Genomic DNA, 16778 nt, shown 5'->3' with positions numbered 1-16778 from the left:
AAGGGGAAGAATAACTGCCGAGCATTCTAGCCCTCTGCGCAGTACAAACAGAGGGCTGACGCTGGATTATCAGCGCTTTTTGATCATGCCGTAGATGACCAGCAGGATGATTGCGCCGACCAGTGCGCCCAGGAAACCTGCGCCTTCGCCCGCCTGATAGATACCCAGAGCCTGGCCACCGTAGGTCGCAGCCAGCGAACCGGCGATACCCAACAGAATGGTCATGATCCAGCCCATGCTGTCATCGCCCGGCTTCAGAAAACGAGCCAGCAGGCCGACGATCAAGCCAATGAAGATGGTTCCGATGATACCCATGCCATTTCCCTCTGTATGAATTGAACGTGCCACGACCCAATGCAGCCTTGGCTTACTGCTATCTGAGAACGGCGAAAGGGAATGGTTCCGGCGCAAATGAAGATTGGCGAATGATCGTGTCGCACGCTCTGCGCTCGTCGTTCTGCACACGTATAGCTGGATAACTGCAAACGCTGTGGGAGGCGGCTTGCCGGCGATGCGTTTTCAGTCAACTCTTCAGTGACTGGACTGACGCTATCGCCGGCAAGCCGCCTCCCACAGTCCTGTGTTCAGCCAGCCTCTACCGCTTCAGATCCGCTTTCCAGAGCCTTTGTCAGCGGTGAGCATGAAAAGCTCGTTTAGCCCTTGATCAACGCCTCGACAAGCTTGACCTGACGATCCAGCGTGGCGCGGTCGTGGCTGCGGACGGTGGCGTGACCGACCTTGCGGCCTGTCTTGAACGCCTTGCCGTAGTGGTGCAGGTGGCAGTCTTCAACCGCAATCACCTTGTCCACCGCAGGCACTTCACCGATGAAGTTCAGCATCGCGCTTTCGCCCACCTTGGCGGTAGAACCCAGCGGCAGGCCGGCGACGGCACGCAGGTGGTTTTCGAACTGGCTGCACTCGGCGCCTTCGGTCGTCCAGTGGCCGGAGTTGTGCACACGCGGCGCGATTTCGTTGGCTTTCAGGCCGCCATCGACTTCGAAGAATTCGAACGCCAGCACGCCCACATAATCCAGTTGCTTCAGCACGCGGCCAGCGTAGTCTTCGGCCAGCGCCTGCAACGGGTGATCCGTGCTGGCGATGGACAGGCGCAGGATGCCGCTGTCATGGGTGTTGTGCACCAGCGGGTAGAAACGGGTTTCCCCATCGCGTGCGCGCACGGCAATCAACGACACTTCACCGGTGAACGGCACAAAGCCTTCCAGCAGACACGGCACGCTGCCCAGTTCGGCGAAGGTGCCGACCACGTCGGCGGCCGAACGCAAAACCTTCTGACCCTTGCCGTCATAACCCAGCGTGCGGGTCTTGAGAACGGCTGGCAGACCGATGCTGGCCACCGCAGCGTCCAGGTCGGCTTGCGACTGAATGTCCGCAAAGTCAGGCGTCGGGATGCCCAGGTCCTTGAACATGCTTTTCTCGAACCAGCGATCCCGTGCAATGCGCAAGGCTTCGGCGCTCGGGTAGACCGGCACGAACTGGGACAGGAACGCCACGGTCTCGGCCGGAACGCTCTCGAATTCGAACGTCACCAGATCGACTTCATCAGCCAACTGGCGCAGGTGATCCAGATCACCGTAATCGGCACGCAGATGCTCGCCCAATGCCGCCGCACAAGCGTCCGGCGCGGGATCGAGGAAGGCGAAGTTCATGCCCAGCGGGGTGCCCGCCAGAGCCAACATGCGGCCCAGTTGGCCGCCACCGATTACACCGATCTTCATGGAAAAACCTCAGGCGTGGCGTGGGTCTGGATTGTTCAGGACGCTGTCTGTCTGCTCGGCGCGGAATTTCTTCAGCGCAACGTGGAATTGCGGGTGTTTGGCGCCCAGGATGCTCGCCGACAACAGGGCCGCATTGATCGCGCCCGCTTTGCCGATGGCCAGCGTTGCAACCGGGATACCGGCAGGCATCTGCACGATGGACAGCAGGGAGTCGACACCCGACAGCATCGACGATTGCACCGGAACGCCCAGCACAGGCAGGTGGGTCTTGGCCGCACACATGCCCGGCAAGTGAGCGGCACCACCGGCGCCCGCGATGATCACCTCGATACCACGGCCTTCCGCTTCGTCGGCGTACTGGAACAGCAAATCCGGTGTGCGGTGCGCAGACACCACTTTCACTTCGTAGGGAATGCCGAGCTTTTCCAGCATGTCGGCGGTGTGGCTAAGGGTGGACCAATCGGACTTGGAGCCCATGATCACGCCAACCAGTGCGCTCATCGTCGTGCCTCTCATCGGGCGCCCGCAGGCGCATCTAAAAACAACAAGCCACGCAGGAGGACCGGCGTGGCTTGCTGTACGAATAATGACCGATTCAACCGGCCAAAGGCCGCGCAGTATACCTCAAAGCGCCAGGATGACAGCCCCCTCGACGACCATCCGCACAAGGTTTTTGCAAAGCCTGCGACGGGCGAAGCATGGGACGACACTTCGAGTCGTTCACGACCTGCAACATCCCGCAAACAAGACTACAGCCGCCGCTGCCCATCCCGACTGTCGGCCGCCGAGCATTGCTATTAAGTACTGATGACCTGACCCTTACCGGGCAGGCAGACCCTTAGACCTACTCAAGGATGAGTACTCATGTTGAAAATCGTAACAGGCCCCCTGCTGTTGATCGCTGCGCTTCTGATGGGCCAGAGCGCACTGGCTGATGGACCCTCCGCAAAACGCCCGCTGTTCCTCTTTCTGTTTCTGCACGACGATGTCAGAGAACACGACCTTGAGCGTATCGCTCAGGATTACATCACCTGGTTCGTGAAAGACCTTGAAAACTTCACGCATCGGCGTGTCCAGCTGGAGTTCATCCGCCATGTCCCGACATTGACGGACTTCGCTTATAAAGGTGACGATCTGGAAAGGATCTCAGTGGATTTCAGGAATCGAGTGGATCAGTACATCGACGCGCGAAACCTGCCATACAACCCGACGACCAAATACCTGTTGCTGACTCAGGACATGATCAATCGGGAGGTAGGAGGCGTTGCGCTCATCAAGGGCTACACTGCCATCGCGTCACTGACGACCTATAACGCCACCGCACACGAACTGGGCCACCTGCTGGGCGGGACCCACGAAGCGGCAGAGGTTCTGTACCGGGGCGGCTGGTGGTGTGAGACCAATATGCTGGAGGTCCGCAATCAGATTCGCGCCAACTGCTACGTCTACAGCAATGAAAACAAGCGGCGCATCGAAGCTCACCTTAGTCAGTATCCCTGACTGAAACACGGGCCGCTCCTGCGAGCGGCCCGTCATGCAATCACTCCTGAGCGGCAGCACTTTCCAGCTTGCGCCACAACAATCGCACATTGGCCTTGCGCACCAGTGCGCAGCGGTAAAGACGAATCTCCAGCGGCACATGCCATTCCGGGCCGCCGCACACCACCAGCTCGCCACGCGCCAGCTCGGCACGAACACTCAACTGCGGTACCCAAGCGATGCCCAGCCCTTCCAGCGCCATGCTTTTGAGGCTGTCGGCCATGGCCGTCTCGTAAACCGTGGTGAAGCGCAGGTTGCGCTGGCGCAGCAGCATGTTCACCGAGCGGCCCAGAAAGGCACCAGCGCTGTACGCCAGCAGCGGCACACTGGCCTCGCCGTCCATATCGAACAGGGGCTGGCCCTGAGCATCGGCGGCGCAGACCGGCAGCATCTGGGTCTGCCCCAGGTGCAGGGACGGAAAGATCTCGGCGTCCATTTGCAATGCGGCATCAGGATCATAGAAAGCCAGCATCAGGTCGCAGCCGCCTTCACGCAGCGCATGCACCGCATCGCCCACGTTGGTCGCGACCAATCGGGTCGCAATGTTGAGGCCTTCATTGCGAAGCTGCGCGATCCAGCGTGGAAAGAAGCCCAGTGCCAGAGAATGCGCCGCCGCGACCTGCATCACCTCGCCCTGTCCGCCTTCCAGGTGATGCAGATGGCGCACCACCTCACCCAACTGCTCGACCACCGTACGTGCCGTGACCAGAAACAGTTGCCCCGCAGCCGTCAGCTCGACCGGCGTGCGTGACCGATTGACCAGCGTCAGCCCAAGCGCGGCTTCAAGGCTGCGGATACGCCGACTGAACGCCGGTTGCGTCACGAAACGACGCTCGGCGGCCTGGGAAAAACTGCGGGTTGCAGCCAGAGCGCTGAAATCCTCCAACCACTTGCTTTCCAGATTCATCAGGTCCTCCCGGACAATGGCTGACTGCATCAACAGGCGACTGCGGTTAGAGACGATGCCTTTCGCGATGACGCTACAAAAAACCTTTTACGTCCTGTCCGCGACAAGAACATGTGAGGGTGCGACATTTTGTCCCCTTTACGCACGGCATAAAAGCCGAGTCACACACCTGTTATGCCGTTTGTGCATAGCCCAGCGTTTAACAGCATTGGTCAATTTTAAACGCAAAGCCCACCATCCGCTGCGTTCCGGCATCGTCCGTACCTAATTTGAGACTTTTTTTATCATGTCCTCGCCTGCATCATCGCGCATCGAAAAAGACCTGCTGGGTGTTCTCGAAGTACCGGCAAACGCCTACTACGGCATCCAGACTCTGCGAGCGGTCAACAATTTCCACCTGTCCGGCGTGCCGCTTTCGCACTACCCGAAACTGGTCGTGGCGCTGGCCATGGTCAAGCAGGCTGCGGCCGATGCGAATCACCAGCTCGGACACCTCAACGATGCCAAACACGCCGCCATCAGCGAGGCCTGTGCCCGCCTGATTCGCGGTGACTTCCACGATCAGTTCGTGGTTGACATGATTCAGGGCGGCGCTGGCACTTCAACCAACATGAATGCCAACGAAGTCATCGCCAACATCGCGCTGGAAACCATGGGCTTCGAGAAGGGCGAGTACAAGCACCTGCATCCGAACAACGACGTGAACATGGCCCAGTCGACCAACGACGCCTACCCGACGGCCATCCGCCTGGGTCTGCTGTTGGGTCACGACGCCCTGCTCGCCAGCCTCGACAGTCTGATCCAGGCGTTCGCGGCCAAGGGCCAGGAATTCAACCACGTTCTGAAAATGGGCCGCACCCAGTTGCAGGACGCCGTTCCGATGACCTTGGGCCAGGAATTCCGCGCCTTCGCCACCACCCTGACCGAAGACCTGAACCGCCTGCGCAGTCTGGCGCCGGAGCTGTTGACCGAAGTCAACCTGGGCGGCACCGCCATCGGTACCGGCATCAACGCCGACCCTGGCTATCAGCACCTTGCGGTAGAACGTCTGGCGACCATCAGTGGCCAGCCGCTGGTACCGGCTGCCGACCTGATCGAAGCGACCTCCGACATGGGCGCCTTCGTGCTGTTCTCGGGCATGCTCAAGCGTACTGCGGTCAAGCTGTCGAAGATCTGCAACGACTTGCGCCTGCTGTCCAGCGGCCCACGCACCGGCATCAACGAAATCAACCTGCCAGCGCGTCAGCCAGGCAGCTCGATCATGCCTGGCAAGGTCAACCCGGTGATCCCGGAAGCGGTGAACCAGGTGGCGTTCGAAATCATCGGTAACGACTTGGCACTTACCATGGCGGCCGAAGGTGGTCAGTTGCAGCTCAACGTGATGGAGCCGCTGATCGCCTACAAAATCTTCGACTCGATCCGCCTGCTGCAGCGCGCCATGGACATGCTGCGCGAACACTGCATCGTCGGCATCACCGCCAACGAACAGCGCTGCCGTGAACTGGTCGAGCACTCGATCGGTCTGGTCACTGCCCTGAACCCCTACATCGGTTACGAGAACTCGACCCGTATCGCCCGCATTGCGCTGGAAACCGGCCGCGGCGTACTGGAACTGGTTCGTGAGGAAGGCCTGCTCGACGACGCCATGCTCGACGACATTCTGCGGCCGGAAAACATGATCGCTCCCCGCCTGGCCCCATTGAAGGCCTGACAGGCAGTGATCTGCGCAACGAGCTCACCAGATTGAGGGCCTAGACACCCCTCAATTTTTTGAGGGTCTGGGAGTGATTCTCCAGACCCTTTTTTTTGCCCGCTGGCAAAAAGTGGATCCGATAGCGATTCACAGCCTCTGGCACAACGCTTTGCGGAGTTATCCACAGAGTATTTATTTAGTCCTGTAAATGAAGAATCAGTCTTACAAGAAAGCACCTACAGACGTAAAAACTTTGCACCGGTATAGTGCGCCCCCTCAAAAGTAGCGAGGAATAACAAAAATGCTGGAAATGATTAACGACTTTCTCTCCGGTAAAGTACTGATCGTACTTATCGTAGGCCTGGGTAGTTACTTCACGATCCGCTCACGTTTCGTTCAGTTTCGACACTTTTTCCATATGTTTGCGGTATTCCGCGACAGCTTGAAGAGCAGCGCAGGTCAACTGAGTTCCTTTCAGGCCCTGATGCTCAGCCTCGCAGGCCGCGTAGGTGCGGGTAACATCGCAGGCGTCGGTATTGCAGTAACACTTGGCGGCCCGGGTGCCGTGTTCTGGATGTGGGTGACCGCACTGGTCGGCATGTCCAGCAGTTTCATCGAGTGTTCCCTCGCTCAGCTCTACAAGCGCAAGGACTCCGAAGGCCAGTTCCGTGGCGGTCCGGCGTTCTACATCCAGCACGGCCTGGGCAAGCGCTGGCTGGGCATGGTCATGGCGGTTCTGCTGCTGGTGACCTTCGGTTTCGCCTTCAACGGCCTGCAATCGCACGCTGTGACCGACTCCCTCAAAAGCGCCTTCGGCGTTGACACCATGACCACCGGTATCTGCCTGGTCGTGCTGCTGGGTCTGGCGTTCATCGGCGGCATCAAGCGTATCGCTGCGATCTCCGACCTGCTGGTACCGGTCAAGACCCTGATCTACATCGCAGTCACTGTGTATGTCATCGTTCTGCAGATCGATCACGTTCCAGCCATGCTGATGACCATCGTGCGCAGCGCCTTCGGTCTTGACCCGGTGTTCGGCGGTCTGGTCGGCAGCGCAATCGTCATGGGCGTCAAGCGTGGCGTGTTTGCCAACGAAGCCGGTCTGGGCAGCGCTCCAAACGTGGCTGCGGTCGCTCAGGTCGAGCACCCGGTTGCCCAAGGCGTGGTTCAGGCATTCAGCGTGTTCCTCGACACCTTTGTGATCTGCACCTGCACCGCCCTGCTGATTCTGCTGTCCGGTATCTATGACGTTGGCTACGACGGCAACGGTATCGTGCTCGCACAGAACTCGCTGGCCGCAGTGGTCGGTGACTGGGGCCGCATCTTCATCAGCGTGGCACTGGCGCTGTTCGTATTCACCTCGATCCTCTACAACTACTATCTGGGCGAAAACAGCCTGCGTTTCCTGTTCGGTGAGAAGAAGAACGCGATCATCGGCTACCGCATCGCCGTACTGGTGCTGATTCTGTGGGGCGCGGTGGTCGATCTGAAAGATGTGCTGGCCTTCGCCGACATCACCATGACCATGCTGGCCTTCGTCAACCTGATTGCACTGGCGATGCTGTTCAAGATCGTGAAGCGTATTCTGGGCGACTACGATGCCCAGCGTCGCGCAGGCATCAAAACGCCGGTGTTCGATTCCAGCAAATTCCCTGATCTGGATCTGGACCGCACTGCATGGCCAGCCAACCCGTCGCAGACGCCGGTTCATGATGCTGAAGTGGCAGGCAAGCCTGCTCCAGAAGCACGCTAAGCACACAACGCCATAAGGAGAAGAATCATGACTCATGAAGCACATCAACCCGCTCAGCGAGTGATGGTTCTTTACACTGGCGGCACCATCGGCATGCAAGCCAGCGCCAATGGCCTGGCCCCGGCGTCGGGCTTCGAAGCCCGAATGGTCGGGCAACTGGCCGAACTCCCCGAACTGGTCGTACCGCAGTGGCGCTTTCGCGAGATGTCGCCACTGATCGACAGCGCCAACATGACGCCAGCCTACTGGTTGCGTCTGCGTGAAGCGGTGATCGAAGCGGTCGATGTGCAGGGTTGTGACGCCGTGCTGGTGCTGCATGGCACCGACACTCTGGCCTACAGCGCAGCGGCGCTGGGTTTCCAGTTGCTGGGGCTCGATGCTCCTGTGGTGTTCACCGGCTCCATGCTGCCTGCCGGTGTGCCGGACAGCGATGCCTGGGAAAACGTGAACGGTGCCCTGCTCGCGCTCGGTAACGGGCTCGCGTCGGGTGTTCACCTGTATTTCCATGGCGAGCTGATGGACCCGACCCGTTGCGCCAAGATCCGCAGCTTCGGGCGCAACCCGTTCGCGCCGTTGCAGCGCTCGCGTGGCGGTCATGCTGCCGTTTCCCTGCCTGACGCACTCGACTACCGTCAGCCCAGGACAATGGCCAGCGTGGCGGTGTTGCCGCTGTTCCCCGGTATCGGTGCCGCTCAACTGAATGGCCTGATCGACAGCGGCATTCAGGGTCTGGTACTGGAATGCTTCGGCAACGGCACCGGCCCGAGTGACGATCCACAGTTCATCGCCAGCCTGGAAGACGCCCGTGCCCGTGGCGTCTGCGTCGTTGCAATCACACAGTGCCATGAAGGCGGCGTGGAACTGGATGTCTACGAAGCGGGAAGCCGCCTGCGTGGTGCCGGTGTACTGTCCGGCGGCGGCATGACGCGTGAGGCCGCACTTGGCAAACTGCATGCCCTGCTTGGCGCAGACCTGACGACTGAAGAAGTCCGACGGCTGGTCGAGCTGGATCTGTGTGGCGAGCTGCGCTGAGCATTTGAAAGGTTTCGGTGACTCAGGACTGGCCTGAGTCAACCGGAATATCGCAATACCCCTTCCCTCAGGAAACCTTGCTTTCCTCCTGCGCGCCACGAAGCATCGAGTCGAGATTTCGCTCGATATTTGCGCACAGCGCCGTCATCTGGATCTCGTGCTCGCTGGCCTTGAACGGGCTCTGCAGGTCGGTGCCGATCTTTTCGATTGCCAATAGCATGAAGCCCACCACAGTGGACGCCAGCGGCGTGAACCAGCCGAGGGTTTCGACCAGGCCGATCGGTACGATCAGACAGAACAGAGTGATGAACAGCCTTGGAAACGCCACGTACGGATAGGGCAGCGGCGTATTGGCGATGCGCTCCATGCCGCCCTGGCAGTTGGAGATGTCCACAATCGTCGACTCGAGACGGGCCAGACGGATGCTGTCCAGTCGGCCGGACTGGTATTCCTTGGCCAGCAGCGCCGCCGAGGTATTAAGCAGGTCGTTGGGGAAGTTGTTGGTGTCGAACCGACGCTCGAACTCTTCACGCGGGATCAGGGCCTGGACCTCATCACCACAATGCCCGCCCTTGAGGTGAGCAGACAGGCATTTGACGTAGGCGACGTGACGGCGCAGCAATGTGGCCTTCACGGGATTGATGCCGCCCTCGTCGTCTTCGACCAGCGTCAGCACCTGACGGGCGAAGCTGCGCGAGCTGTTGACCAGCGCGCCCCACAAGGTACGGGCTTCCCACCAGCGGTTGTAGGCGCTGGAATTACGGAAGCTGGTCAGCACCACCAGCGCCGAACCCAGCAGGGTCAACGGCATGGACGGCAAGGTGATCTTGCGTTCCAGGTACAGCATGAAATCGACCGTGACAATCACGTCCCAAATCAGCAGCCAGAACAACGACCAGCCCACATAACCGATTGTCTTGCCGAGAAATCGGAATTTTCCCATGATCGTCTGCTGCAAAGGCCTACCCCATCGATAAATAAGCGAGACCGCATTCGGACATCCTCGCTACTGCATGGCCTTTGAATGCCATTCCGGGAGATGGTTCGCAAACGGCCCGCTTTATCTCAGGGGTTCACACTTTTTCAGCAGCCGCTCAACGCTACTTGCGGACGCTCACCGGCAAAGAAAATCGGACGTAACCGGACACCGATGACGTTCCCGGCATAAGCCGCAACCAGCCACAGCCAGCCGTGCAGGCTGCCGGACGCGATGCCGCTGAAATACGCCCCGATATTGCAGCCATAAGCCAGACGAGAGCCGTAGCCGAGCAGCAGGCCACCGATTACCGCAGCCACGATCGAACGGGTCGGGATATTGAGGTTCGGCGCGAAACGTCCGGCCAGGCCTGCGGCGAGCAACGCGCCGAGCATGATGCCGATGTCCATTACGCTGGTGACGTCTTCCCAGACCGGCGCGGCCAGTGCCTTGGCATTCGCCGCGCTTTGCCAGAACACCCAACTGCCGACATCGACGCCCAGCCCGCTCGCGACCTTCGCGCCCCAAAGCGCGAACGCTGAGGTGATGCCCCACGGCCGACCCGCCAGCGCCAGCGTGGCGTAGTTGAGAATGGCCAGTGCCACAGCACCCCAGACCAATACCCATGGGCCGCGCAGCAGTCGTCGAAGACCTGTGTGCTCGCTGGTGACAGGCGCTTCGAGTTCGCCATGACGACGTTTTTCAAGGCGCACCGTGACAAAGGCAATCAGGGCGAACAGGGCCAGGTTGCCGATCAGCGCCGGGATCACGCCAAAGCTCTTGACCAGCGAAGTGGCCGGGAACGACGGCAGCGCGAACCACCAATCGACGTGGTGAGTGGCGATCAGCGAACCGAGAATGAAGAACAGCAGGGTCACTAGCATTCGCGCGTTGCCGCCGCCTGCCGTGAACAGAGTTCCGGAGGCACAGCCGCCGCCCAGTTGCATGCCGATACCGAAAATGAACGCACCGACTACCACCGAAACGCCGACCGGCGCGACCAGGCCCGTGACCGGTTGTCCGAACAGTGTGCCAGCGCCGAGCGCCGGGAAAAACAGCACCACAGCAACGGCCAGCATCACCATTTGTGCACGCAGGCCGGCACCGCGTCGCTCACGAATGAACACTCGCCAGGCCGACGTGAAACCAAACGCGGCGTGATACAGGGTGACGCCCAGCGCCGCGCCGACGATCCATAGCAGGACCTGATGGGCGCCGACGCTGAGCAGCAGAAACTGCGCGCCCATCAATAACAGAAACAACGCCGCCAGCGGCGCGCCGTAAGCACGGCCGGGTGTTGCAGAAGTGGAAGTGTTCATAGGTCTCTCGACGACAAGTAGCAGAAAGAAACGATTATACGTGTGCCACAGGCTTACTCGGACCAGACCTTGCGCAGCCTGTCCAGCGCATCGCTGATCTGCGCCTCGGGCACGGCGGCAAAACCCAGCACCAGCCCGGCCCGCTCATCCATGGGTTCGGTCGAATCCGGCAGCCAGTAGCTGCTCAGGGCATTGACCTCCACGCCGACGCTGGACGCCTTTTCCACCAGCTCCTGCTCGCGTGCCACGCTGTCGACCTTGACCATCACATGCAGCCCCGCCGCCACGCTGGGCATCGCCGCACATCCTGCAAGATCGGTGGGCCAACCGGCGAGCAACGCGTTGCGCCGACTCAGCGCGGCACGACGCATACGCCGGATGTGGCGCTGGAAGTGCCCCAGGGCGATGAACTGTGCCATCACCGACTGGGTGCTGACTTCGGTGTGGCGCATGTCCACAGCCTTGCGCTGGCTGAAGGGCCGAACCAGTTCCTGCGGCAGCACCAGATAACCCAGCCGCAGGGCCGGGAAGACAATTTTGCCAAAGGTGCCGATGTACAGCACTCGCCCGCTGCGATCCAGCGCGGCCAAGGGTGCCAATGGCGCACCGCTGTAACGGTATTCGCCATCGTAGTCGTCCTCGACAATCCAGCTCTGGTTCTTCTCGGCCCAGGCCAGCAGTTCAAGGCGTCTGGCCAGGCTCATGACCACACCGGTCGGGTATTGGTGAGATGGGGTGACGTAAGCCAATTTACAACCGGCCCGGGCGAGATCGGCGCAGCGCATCCCTTCCTCGTCGACGGCTACACCTGTCAGTCGGGCACCGGCGACTGCGAATGCATGAGCGGCTGCACGATAGCCCGGATTTTCGACCGCAACGCTCTCGCCCGGCTCTATCAGCAGCTGTGCACAAAGGCTGATGGCGTGTTGGGCGCCACTGGTGATCACAATTTGCTCAGCGGTACATTGCAGCCCGCGCGATGAACGCAAATACGCGGCGATCAGCTCCCGCAGCCTCGGTTCTCCGGCTGCGGCGCCATAACCCAGCGAGGCAGGGTCCGGACGACGCCAGAAAGCCGCGTAGAGCTTGCCCCACAAGGCGAAAGGAAACAGATCGAAGGCGGGTACCCCGACACGAAAAGCCTTGGGCCGCTGCTCTGAAGGGGCTGGAAGATGGTGAGTTTTAATCCGATCAAGCGCAGAGCTGTGGATAACTTCACCGTCCATGTTATCCGCTGCTTGCTGCAAAACTGTGGATAAGCCTGTGGACAAAGGTGTAGACAAACCTGTGGACAAGTTGGTGGATAGTTTTCTTTTACAAGCCTGATCGGACGCACTGGCGCGGTCCGGCAAATGCGTGACATAGGTTCCATCCCCCACACGGGTTTCCGTGAAACCTTCGGCATACAACTGGTCGTAGGCGCGCATCACGCTGTTGCGGGAAATGGCCAGCAGGTCCGCGAGTTCGCGACTGGCGGGCAGGCGCGTTCCGCTGGTCAATCGAGCGTCCAGTATCTGCTGGCGCAGCTCACGATACAGCTGTTTGCTCAAGCCCTGACGCCTGTCCAGCCTGATGCCGGTCAACGTGGAAGGAAATGCAGGAGCATCGGACGTCATCGGATTGGCTCTATGAAATCTATTGAAAATGGATCTTACAACAGACCAATGCCTTGCCTAGGATCTGTTCATCGGCCAAGGAGTACCGCCATGTACACACCCGTAGCATTCCGAGACAACGAAACATCCAGACTCCATGAGCAGATGAACCAGACCCGCCTGGCGATTCTGGTCACCTGGAACGAAGACGGCATGCAGGCATCACACTTGCCCCTCCTGCTGCGCGAGGACCAGGGTCCCAACGGAACGCTTTACGGCCATCTGGCCAGGGGCAATCCACAGTGGCGGCAGCTGGAGACCTGCGCCGAAACGCTGGTGATCTTTCCCGGCGAGGACGCTTATGTCAGCCCGTCGTATTACCCGAGCAAAGCCGAGCATGGTCAGGTCGTGCCTACCTGGAACTACCTTGCGGTTCACGCCTACGGCAAGGCCGAAACCTTTACCGACGCGCCACGGCTGCGTCAGCTTCTGGATGAGCTGACGACCAGACACGAATCTGATCGGGCACAACCCTGGTCCATCGATGATGCCCCCGCCGAGTACATTGCGAAAATGCTGGGAGCCATTGTCGGCTTCGCCCTGCCCGTCCAGCGACTGGAAGGCAAACGCAAACTCAGCCAGAACCGCAGCGCCCCGGACATCGCCGGGGTCCGCGACGGTCTTGCCGCCAGCCCGAAAATCAACGAACAGCAACTCGCCCGCTTGATGAGTACCCAGGAGAACGTTTGATGAGCGACATCCAGATTCGCCCCGTGACTGCTGACGACCACCACGCATGGCTGCCGCTGTGGCAGGCCTATCTGCGCTTTTACAAGACCGAACTGGCCGAAGGCGTCAGCGATGTGACCTGGCAGCGCCTGCTCGACCCGCAGGAGCCGACGCACTCGGCCCTGGCGTGGGTGGACGGCAAAGCGGTGGGCATGGTGAACTTTATCTACCATCGCTCCAACTGGAGCATCAGGAACGCCTGCTACCTGCAGGACCTGATTGTTGCGCCGGAACAGCGCGGCACCGGGATCGGCAGGCAGTTGATCGAGCATGTCTACGTGACCGCCAAGGCCGACGACTGTGACAAGGTTCACTGGCTGACCCACGAAACCAACGCCACGGCCATTCAGCTGTATGAACGCATCGCTGATCGCGCGGGCTACATTCAATTTCGCAAGGCTCTTTGAAGGAAGCAATCGATGTCCGAGACTCCACTGGATTGGCAAACCGCGACATTGCCCGGCCCGCAGACCCTGAATGGTCGTTTCATTCGCCTGGAAAAGCTGGAGACAGCCCGGCATGCGGATGACTTGTGGTCAGTGCTCCAGGGACCGACTGCCGACCCGAAGCTGTGGGACTACCTGCCCTACGGGCCGTTCAACGAGCGCAGCGCGTTCGACGCCTGGCTGGCCGGGCATCAGGTGGCGACGGATCCGTGGTTCTATGCCGTGATCAATCAGCAGACCGGCAAGGCTGAAGGCGTGATCAGCTTTCTGTCGATCTTCGCGGTACATGGCAGGATCGAGATCGGACACGTGACCTTCAGCGCCGCCATGCAGCGCACGCCCAAGGGCACCGAGGCGATCTACCTGCTGGCCAGGGAAGCCTTTCGACTGGGCAACCGCCGCCTGGAATGGAAATGCAACGCCAACAACGCCCGCTCCAAACGCGCCGCCGACCGCTTCGGTTTCAGCTACGAAGGCACCTTCCGCCAGCACATGGTGGTCAAGGGTCTGAACAGAGACACCGCATGGTATTCAATCCTCGACAGCGAATGGCCCGCCCTGCGGACTGCATTCGAAAGCTGGCTGGCTGTGGATAACTTCAAGGAGGGCGCGCAGATCAAAGGGCTGGAAGCGTTTCGGCAGTAGGTTTCAGCGTGCGGGTCCGGGTCGGACGCGGAGCGTCCTGAGCGGCATTACCACGCAGAGCGCTCATCGTTATACACAAGTCCGAAAGACGCGCAAAACGGGGCCAAAACGAAAGTGTCTGACTGAATGCATACCCCGTGGTCGCAACAAGACTCGGGTATAACGCTGAGCACAAGCATGGGCATGATCGGCGTGCTTGAGATCACGCTGATCGTTCCTACGCTCCGCGTGGGAATGCCGCTCAGGACGCTCCGCGTCCGCACTTGAATGTGGCGCAGATGCGTGGCCAAGCTCCAGCGTTACCCACGTCATGCGCTCGGCTCACTGAATCCGCAGTCTGTGCCATTTGTGACGCGGAGCGTCACGGGATGCATGCCCACGCGGAGCGATGGGCACGATCAGTGTTGAGGCGGATTTGTGTATAACGATGAGTGCTCCGCGTGGGCATACATCCCGGCTGTACGAATAAAAAAAGGGAGCCACGAAGGCTCCCCCAGAGGTAAACGGTTCAGCTGTCGGATCGGCTCTCTGCCCGATCAGCCTTCGATTTCGATCAGGACTTCGCCCGGATTCACGCGGTCGCCCTTGGTAACGTGGATGGCCACGACCTTGCCGGCGATGGAAGCCTGAACTTCGGTTTCCATCTTCATGGCTTCGGTGATCAGTACGGCCTGGCCGACCTTGACCATGTCGCCTTCCTTGACCAGCACGTCGACGATGTTGCCCGGCATGGTGGTGCTGACGTCGCCCGGCGCATGTGCCTGTTTACGCTTGCTGGCGCCGCCACTGACGAATTCGTTGAGCGGTTCGAACACCACCTCTTCCGGCATGCCGTCAATCGACAAATAGAAGTGGCGCTTGCCCTCGGCCTTGACGCCCACACCGGTGATGTCCACACGATAGGTTTCGCCGTGCACATCGATCACGAATTCGGTCGGCACGCCCTCTCCGCCTGCACGGGCAACGCTGCCCGCTTCAGGGATCGGCAACAGCACCTCAGGTGTCAGCGTTCCGGCCGCACGCTCTTCGAGGAATTTGCGACCGATGTCCGGGAACATGGCAAACGTCAGTACATCCTCTTCGGATTTGGCCAGCGCGCCGATGTCAGCCCGCAGCTTGGTCATCTCCGGCTTGAGCAGATCAGCCGGGCGCACGTCGATCAACTCTTCGTTGCCGATGGCCTGACGACGCAGCTTCTCGTCCACCTGACCCGGCGCCTTGCCGTAGCCACCCTGCAGGTAAAGCTTCACTTCATTGGTGATGGTCTTGTAGCGCTCACCCGCCAGCACGTTGAAGAACGCTTGGGTACCGACGATCTGCGAGGTCGGCGTGACCAGCGGCGGATAGCCCAGGTCCTTCCGTACTCGCGGGATTTCAGCCAGCACTTCGTTCATGCGGTTGAGCGCCCCCTGCTCCTTGAGCTGGTTGGCCAGGTTGGAAATCATCCCGCCCGGCACCTGATTGACCTGCACGCGGGTATCGACAGCGGTAAATTCGCTTTCGAACTGGTGGTACTTTTTGCGCACGGCGTAGAAGTACAGACCGATGTCCTGCAGCAGTTCCAGATCCAGCCCGGTGTCGAACTCGCTGCCCTTGAGCGCCGCGACCATGGATTCAGTACCCGGATGACTGGTGCCCCAGGCGAAGCTGGAGATGGCGGTGTCGATGTGATCCGCGCCGTTTTCGACGGCCTTGAGCTGACACATGGCAGCCAGACCGGCTGTGTCATGGGAGTGAATGAACACCGGCAGCGACTGCTCGGCCTTCAGCGCACGGACCAGCTCGCCGGTGGCGAAAGGCGTCAGCAGACCGGCCATGTCCTTGATGGCGACCGAATCGCAGCCCATGGCTTCCATCTGCCGGGCCTGCGCCACGAACGCATCAATGGTGTGAACCGGGCTGGTGGTGTAGGCGATGGTGCCTTGCGCATGCTTGCCCGCCGCCTTCACCGCCTCAATGGCTACGCGCAGATTACGCACATCGTTCATGGCATCGAAAATGCGGAACACGTCGATGCCATTGACGGCCGCCTTCGCGACAAAGGCCCTGACCACATCATCGCTGTAATGCCGGTAGCCCAGCAGGTTCTGACCGCGCAGCAGCATTTGCAGGCGGGTATTGGGCAGCGCCGCACGCAGCTGACGCAGGCGCTCCCACGGGTCTTCCTTCAGAAAGCGCACGCAGGCATCGAAGGTCGCGCCGCCCCAGACTTCCAGCGACCAGTAGCCGACCTTGTCGAGCTTTTCGCAGATCGGCAGCATGTCTTCGGTGCGCATGCGTGTGGCCAGCAACGATTGGTGAGCATCACGCAGGATGGTGTCGGTAACGAAGATCTTCTTGGACATGGG

15 protein-coding genes are annotated in these 16778 nt (G+C 60.3%); 7 read left to right on the top strand and 8 right to left on the bottom strand.

Going from position 1 to position 16778, the window contains the following annotated elements:
* Positions 1-69: 69 nt before the first annotated feature.
* From QRN20_RS07695 to purE, 3 genes are all read right to left on the bottom strand, one after another.
* On the bottom strand, positions 70-315 hold the full coding sequence (locus tag QRN20_RS07695) for a GlsB/YeaQ/YmgE family stress response membrane protein (RefSeq protein ID WP_004881638.1): 246 nt from the start codon (positions 313-315) through the stop codon (positions 70-72).
* 338 nt (positions 316-653) lie between these two features.
* Positions 654-1736: a 5-(carboxyamino)imidazole ribonucleotide synthase gene (locus tag QRN20_RS07690; RefSeq protein WP_069142578.1), complete on the bottom strand. Its 1083-nt coding sequence runs from the start codon at positions 1734-1736 to the stop codon at positions 654-656.
* Between the two features lie 9 nt (positions 1737-1745).
* Positions 1746-2237, bottom strand: a complete 492-nt coding sequence (purE, locus tag QRN20_RS07685; RefSeq protein WP_285360062.1) for a 5-(carboxyamino)imidazole ribonucleotide mutase — start codon at positions 2235-2237, stop codon at positions 1746-1748.
* A 363-nt stretch (positions 2238-2600) separates the two neighbouring features.
* On the opposite strand from purE, the gene QRN20_RS07680 reads away from it, so the two are divergent.
* Positions 2601-3236 (top strand): hypothetical protein, encoded by a 636-nt coding sequence (locus tag QRN20_RS07680; protein WP_285360061.1) that lies wholly within the window; start codon positions 2601-2603, stop codon positions 3234-3236.
* 40 nt (positions 3237-3276) lie between these two features.
* On the opposite strand, the gene QRN20_RS07675 is transcribed toward QRN20_RS07680, so the two are convergent.
* Positions 3277-4182: a LysR substrate-binding domain-containing protein gene (locus QRN20_RS07675; protein ID WP_004881646.1), complete on the bottom strand. Its 906-nt coding sequence runs from the start codon at positions 4180-4182 to the stop codon at positions 3277-3279.
* A gap of 286 nt (positions 4183-4468) precedes the next feature.
* Here QRN20_RS07675 and aspA point away from each other — a divergent pair, with 286 nt between their 5' ends.
* The 3 genes from aspA (at position 4469) to QRN20_RS07660 (ending at position 8660) form a co-directional block, all read left to right on the top strand.
* Positions 4469-5893: an aspartate ammonia-lyase gene (gene aspA, locus QRN20_RS07670; protein WP_004881647.1), complete on the top strand. Its 1425-nt coding sequence runs from the start codon at positions 4469-4471 to the stop codon at positions 5891-5893.
* Between the two features lie 283 nt (positions 5894-6176).
* Positions 6177-7628: an alanine/glycine:cation symporter family protein gene (locus QRN20_RS07665; RefSeq protein ID WP_029242125.1), complete on the top strand. Its 1452-nt coding sequence runs from the start codon at positions 6177-6179 to the stop codon at positions 7626-7628.
* A 27-nt stretch (positions 7629-7655) separates the two neighbouring features.
* On the top strand, positions 7656-8660 hold the full coding sequence (locus tag QRN20_RS07660) for an asparaginase (protein ID WP_122425848.1): 1005 nt from the start codon (positions 7656-7658) through the stop codon (positions 8658-8660).
* Positions 8661-8727: 67 nt separating this feature from the next.
* Here the strand turns inward: QRN20_RS07660 and QRN20_RS07655 are convergent, their stop codons facing one another.
* From QRN20_RS07655 to pdxR, 3 genes are all read right to left on the bottom strand, one after another.
* Positions 8728-9603: a bestrophin family protein gene (locus QRN20_RS07655; RefSeq protein WP_285360057.1), complete on the bottom strand. Its 876-nt coding sequence runs from the start codon at positions 9601-9603 to the stop codon at positions 8728-8730.
* Positions 9604-9743: 140 nt separating this feature from the next.
* Positions 9744-10955, bottom strand: coding sequence for a YeeE/YedE family protein (locus tag QRN20_RS07650; protein WP_122413164.1), 1212 nt, complete (start codon positions 10953-10955; stop codon positions 9744-9746).
* A 53-nt stretch (positions 10956-11008) separates the two neighbouring features.
* Entirely contained in the window at positions 11009-12571 is a 1563-nt protein-coding gene (pdxR, locus tag QRN20_RS07645) for a MocR-like pyridoxine biosynthesis transcription factor PdxR (RefSeq protein WP_122425850.1), read from the bottom strand.
* A gap of 90 nt (positions 12572-12661) precedes the next feature.
* On the opposite strand from pdxR, the gene QRN20_RS07640 reads away from it, so the two are divergent.
* The 3 genes from QRN20_RS07640 to QRN20_RS07630 are packed head-to-tail and all read left to right on the top strand — an operon-like array spanning position 12662 to position 14430.
* Complete coding sequence (locus QRN20_RS07640) at positions 12662-13300, top strand: FMN-binding negative transcriptional regulator (RefSeq protein ID WP_029242120.1); 639 nt, start codon at positions 12662-12664, stop codon at positions 13298-13300.
* Complete coding sequence (locus tag QRN20_RS07635) at positions 13300-13746, top strand: GNAT family N-acetyltransferase (RefSeq protein ID WP_029242119.1); 447 nt, start codon at positions 13300-13302, stop codon at positions 13744-13746. The genes QRN20_RS07640 and QRN20_RS07635 overlap by 1 nt, the downstream gene beginning before the upstream one ends.
* Positions 13747-13758: 12 nt before the next feature.
* Positions 13759-14430, top strand: coding sequence for a GNAT family N-acetyltransferase (locus QRN20_RS07630; protein WP_285360056.1), 672 nt, complete (start codon positions 13759-13761; stop codon positions 14428-14430).
* Positions 14431-14966: 536 nt separating this feature from the next.
* Here the strand turns inward: QRN20_RS07630 and oadA are convergent.
* Positions 14967-16775, bottom strand: a complete 1809-nt coding sequence (gene oadA, locus QRN20_RS07625) for a sodium-extruding oxaloacetate decarboxylase subunit alpha (RefSeq protein ID WP_029244156.1) — start codon at positions 16773-16775, stop codon at positions 14967-14969.
* Between the last annotated feature and the right edge of the window lie 3 nt (positions 16776-16778).

It is taken from the genome of Pseudomonas sp. fls2-241-TYG-175 (genome assembly GCF_030209155.1).
GTDB classification, from domain to species: Bacteria; Pseudomonadota; Gammaproteobacteria; order Pseudomonadales; family Pseudomonadaceae; genus Aquipseudomonas; species Aquipseudomonas viridiflava.
Note: the sequence above shows the minus strand (reverse complement) of the source record. Positions and strands in the feature narration are given on the sequence as shown.

Bases quoted from the DNA above. Each gene is read 5' to 3' on its own strand.
- QRN20_RS07695 (WP_004881638.1), bottom strand. From the start codon at position 315: ATGGGTATCATCGGAACCATCTTCATTGGCTTGATCGTCGGCCTGCTG.
- QRN20_RS07690 (WP_069142578.1), bottom strand. From the start codon at position 1,736: ATGAAGATCGGTGTAATCGGTGGCGGCCAACTGGGCCGCATGTTGGCT.
- purE (WP_285360062.1), bottom strand. From the start codon at position 2,237: ATGAGCGCACTGGTTGGCGTGATCATGGGCTCCAAGTCCGATTGGTCC.
- QRN20_RS07680 (WP_285360061.1), top strand. From the start codon at position 2,601: ATGTTGAAAATCGTAACAGGCCCCCTGCTGTTGATCGCTGCGCTTCTG.
- QRN20_RS07675 (WP_004881646.1), bottom strand. From the start codon at position 4,182: ATGAATCTGGAAAGCAAGTGGTTGGAGGATTTCAGCGCTCTGGCTGCA.
- aspA (WP_004881647.1), top strand. From the start codon at position 4,469: ATGTCCTCGCCTGCATCATCGCGCATCGAAAAAGACCTGCTGGGTGTT.
- QRN20_RS07665 (WP_029242125.1), top strand. From the start codon at position 6,177: ATGCTGGAAATGATTAACGACTTTCTCTCCGGTAAAGTACTGATCGTA.
- QRN20_RS07660 (WP_122425848.1), top strand. From the start codon at position 7,656: ATGACTCATGAAGCACATCAACCCGCTCAGCGAGTGATGGTTCTTTAC.
- QRN20_RS07655 (WP_285360057.1), bottom strand. From the start codon at position 9,603: ATGGGAAAATTCCGATTTCTCGGCAAGACAATCGGTTATGTGGGCTGG.
- QRN20_RS07650 (WP_122413164.1), bottom strand. From the start codon at position 10,955: ATGAACACTTCCACTTCTGCAACACCCGGCCGTGCTTACGGCGCGCCG.
- pdxR (WP_122425850.1), bottom strand. From the start codon at position 12,571: ATGACGTCCGATGCTCCTGCATTTCCTTCCACGTTGACCGGCATCAGG.
- QRN20_RS07640 (WP_029242120.1), top strand. From the start codon at position 12,662: ATGTACACACCCGTAGCATTCCGAGACAACGAAACATCCAGACTCCAT.
- QRN20_RS07635 (WP_029242119.1), top strand. From the start codon at position 13,300: ATGAGCGACATCCAGATTCGCCCCGTGACTGCTGACGACCACCACGCA.
- QRN20_RS07630 (WP_285360056.1), top strand. From the start codon at position 13,759: ATGTCCGAGACTCCACTGGATTGGCAAACCGCGACATTGCCCGGCCCG.
- oadA (WP_029244156.1), bottom strand. From the start codon at position 16,775: ATGTCCAAGAAGATCTTCGTTACCGACACCATCCTGCGTGATGCTCAC.